Origin of the sequence: Campylobacter concisus (genome assembly GCF_003049065.1) — a bacterium.
Lineage (GTDB): Bacteria > Campylobacterota > Campylobacteria > Campylobacterales > Campylobacteraceae > Campylobacter_A > Campylobacter_A concisus_BE.
The window spans coordinates 1-3879 of the sequence record NZ_PISC01000020.1 but is presented as its reverse complement, the minus strand read 5'-3'; the positions used below and the strand labels follow the sequence as shown (position 1 = coordinate 3879).

General features: G+C 35.8%; 2 protein-coding genes and 1 tRNA gene. All 3 read left to right on the top strand.

Annotated elements, in window-relative coordinates; translation table 11 throughout:
- Positions 1-44 precede the first annotated feature (44 nt).
- Positions 45-121: transfer RNA gene (locus tag CVS81_RS09710), tRNA-Asp, on the top strand.
- Between the two features lie 528 nt (positions 122-649).
- Positions 650-1663: a bifunctional 3,4-dihydroxy-2-butanone 4-phosphate synthase/GTP cyclohydrolase II gene (locus CVS81_RS09705; RefSeq protein WP_107965839.1), complete on the top strand. Its 1014-nt coding sequence runs from the start codon at positions 650-652 to the stop codon at positions 1661-1663.
- Positions 1664-2033: 370 nt separating this feature from the next.
- A partial coding sequence (locus CVS81_RS09700; protein WP_107965838.1) for a methyl-accepting chemotaxis protein occupies positions 2034-3879 on the top strand: 1846 nt, incomplete at its 3' end.

Here is a 3879-nt window from a genome sequence, read left to right as displayed (position 1 = left end):
TGTCATAAGTTCGAGTCTTATAGCGACCACCATTACTTTTAGGTGCAGCGGTAGTTCAGTTGGTTAGAATGCCGCCCTGTCACGGCGGAGGTCGCGGGTTCGAGCCCCGTCCGCTGCGCCATCTACTTTTAAATTTTTCATTTTTTTATTTTTGTCTTTATTTTTTAAGTTTAATGCAATTTTTTTATAAAATATTCTGTTAAATAATATGTAAAATAATACATAAAATATTGTCTTTAGAAAAATTTAAAATATATTTTTCTCTATTAAAAATTTTTAGTTTTTATAGCAAAATAACGACGAAAGCCCAATTTTCACTCGATTTTCTAAATGAATAATATTTAAGTTTCAATTATTTTTATAGTGCTATTAATAAGCTAAAATAACAACTTGTTGTTGCCTGATATTAAGGCATATTTTAAAATTTAAAGTCAAAAATCGCTTTATCATGCAAATATACAATTAATTTTTATACTTTTAGCAGATAAAACCATCTTATCATATAGTTAAATTCAACCTCAAAAGCTTAAATTTTTGGTGTAAATTCTATTTTTTCTCAAAAGTGGTTACCGGCAAAGAAAAAATATTATTTTTATCTCTTAGTTATCAAAATATCAATATAATCGTAAAAATTTATAAAAGGACAATTATGGCACTTGAAAATGTATTAAGAGCGATTGAGGATATAAAAAATGGCAAAATGGTCGTTATGGTCGATGACGAGGACCGCGAAAACGAGGGCGATCTAGTCTTTTCAGCAGCTAGTAGCGACATGCAAAAGGTAAATTTTGCTATCACTCATGCAAAGGGCGTGCTCTGTCTTGCGATGGACGAGGCGAACGCAAAAAGGCTTGATCTACCGCTAATGGTAGCCAAAAACACATCGAGCCATGAGACAGCTTTTACGGTTACGATCGACGCAAAAGACGCAACAACTGGCGTGAGCGCATATGAGCGTGATATGACGATCAGGCTTGCTGCCGATGCTAGCTCAAAGCCTGAGGACTTCGTGCGCCCTGGACACATTTTCCCGCTTATCGCAAAAAATGGCGGCGTGCTCGTTCGCACAGGCCACACCGAGGGCTCGGTCGATCTTTGCAAACTTGCTGGCGTTAGCCCTATGGCTTCGATATGTGAGATCGTAAAAGAAGATGGCACAATGGCAAGACGCGACTATCTAGAGGAGTTTTGCAAGAAATTTGGGCTAAATATGATCAGCGTATCTGATCTTGTTGAGTATAGACTAAGCCACGAAAGCCTCATAAGAGTTGGTGAAAAAAGCAACGTGATGATCGCAGACTGCGCGGCTATAAGATACGATATCACAGATCACAAAGGCAAAATCCACTCAGCTTATCTTTTTGGTGAGCCAAAGAGTAAGGCAAATGTCAAATTTCAAAAGATACTCGCCGATCACGAGCTTTTGAGTAGTCCAAAATATGACGAGCTTTTAAAAACTATCAAATTTCTAAGCCAAAATGGCGGAATTTTGATCTTTTTAGATAGTGACAACTCAAATACTAGCAAAGACTACGGCATTGGAGCGCAAATTTTAAATCACTTTGGCGTAAAGGATATCGAGCTTCTAAGCTCAAATAAAAATAAAGAATTTGTAAGCTTAGCCGGTTTTGGACTAAATATAGTCGGTTATAAAGAAATTTAAATATCACCAAATTTAGCCAGTTCGACTTGGTCTCTGGCTAAATTTATAATACTTTCTGCATCATTTTTTTACAGATAACACACATTTAAATTAGTATTACACATTAAATTTAAGAAGTTTCTTTTTTGTTTAAGTTTAACTAGCATGATTTTAGTTCATAAACCAGTTTTCATGCTAAAAATTAAATATTTTACTTCAAATATATTTTATAAAATAAATCAAATTTAATTAAAAAATTTCTATTATATCGCTAATTTACGTTATTTTTATAGATTTAATCACTTTTTAATATAAAATATTATTTAAAACAAAAGATTAAATTTATATTTTAAATATTATAATTCTACTAATATTTCACAAGGAGGATGAAATGAGATCTATATCAAACAAGATCGCATTGACGCTTATTGTTCTTTTGAGTGTATGCTTTGCTGCGATGTCGGCTGTTAGCTACTTTAACGCAAAAGAGGAGGTGGTGAAGCTGATCAGCCAAAACCAAGATCAAATTCTATCTGACATTAAGTCTGTGACGCAAAGTTTTATTGATGACTACATGGAGGACTCGCAAAAGCTAGCTAGCAAGCTAGTGGGCAGTGTGGGTAACGAAGATGAAATTCTTGCTCGTTTAAAATCTACAAAAGAAAATTTAAAATCAATAGTCATAGGTGCCTATTTTGCAGCAGAGAGCAACGGCTATACTTATGGCTCAAATGGCAAAACCTTAACCCCAGAAAAAGATAAATACGAACCAAGGGGCAGGGGCTGGTATATCGCCGCAAAGAGTAGCGGAAAAACTATCTTTACAAAGCCATATATAGACATGGTCGCCCCAGAGCACGACTTATGCATGACTTTCTCTACTCCGATAACGGAGGACGGCAAGCTTTTGGGAGCTACATTTACTGATGTTAATATCAGGCTTTTAAGTAAAAAGCTTCTAAAGATGGGTAAAACTGAGTTTGGCTATGTCTATTTTATGGACAAAGATGGTGTTATCTTGTTACATGATGACGAAAGCCTTATAAATCAAGCCACAAACGCGACAAAGACGCTGGCTGCGAAATTTGCTAGCAAGGACTTTGACGAAAATGGCTTGATCTCATACCAAAACTCAAAAGGCGTAAATGTTTCGGCTAAAATTTTGCCTCTAAATGACGACGGCTGGCTCGCAGTTGCTGCGATAAATGCCGATACTTTCACGAGCCAGACTATGCCCCTCCTAAAGATCCAACTAATCCTAGCAGTGTTATTTATCGTTATCCTCTCAGCATTTGTCTATTTCTTACTTAAAAAGTCTCTTAACCCTATAAAAACTATCCAGTCTAAGCTTGATGATCTATTTAAATTTGTAACTTACGAAGCAAAAGCACCAAGCAAACTAGAGGTAAGATCAAATGATGAATTTGGTGAGATGAGCAAAGCGATAAATGAAAACATCGATAAAGTAGTAGCTGGCATCAAAAAAGATAGCACCATGATAGATGAGCTAAATAAGGTAGCAAATTTAATGATCAAAGGAAACCTTGGAGCAAAGATAGGCTCAACTCCAAACAACCCATCACTAAATGAACTAAAAGAGCTACTAAATAAATTCTTTACATCTATCTCAGCAAATTTAAAGGGCATAACAAATGTTCTTAGCTCATATACTAAAAACGACTTTACAGCAAAGGTTGAGATAAATGACGAGCTAGAGGCCGATCTAAAGGCTATGATACTTGGAGTATCAAATATGGGTGAGGTAATTTGCACTATGCTAAACTCAAATTTAAATGATGCCAAGATGCTTGAAGAAAAGGCTACAACCCTAGCTTCAGCTATGAAAGAGCTTACACAAGGTGCTAGCACACAAGCAAGCTCACTTCAAGAAAGTGCAGCTGCAGTTGAGCAAATGTCAAGCTCAATGAATGCCATCTCTCAAAAGACAGCTGATGTTATAAGACAAAGTGATGAGATCAAAAACATCATAACTATCATTAGAGATATAGCAGATCAAACAAATTTACTTGCTCTTAATGCAGCAATAGAAGCAGCAAGAGCTGGAGAACATGGCAGAGGATTTGCTGTCGTGGCTGATGAAGTAAGAAAGCTAGCTGAGAGAACTCAAAAATCACTTGGTGAGATAGAAGCAAATACAAATGTATTAGCTCAATCAATAAATGAGATGAGTGAATCAATCAAAGAGCAAAGTGAAGGCATTAATATGATAAATCAAT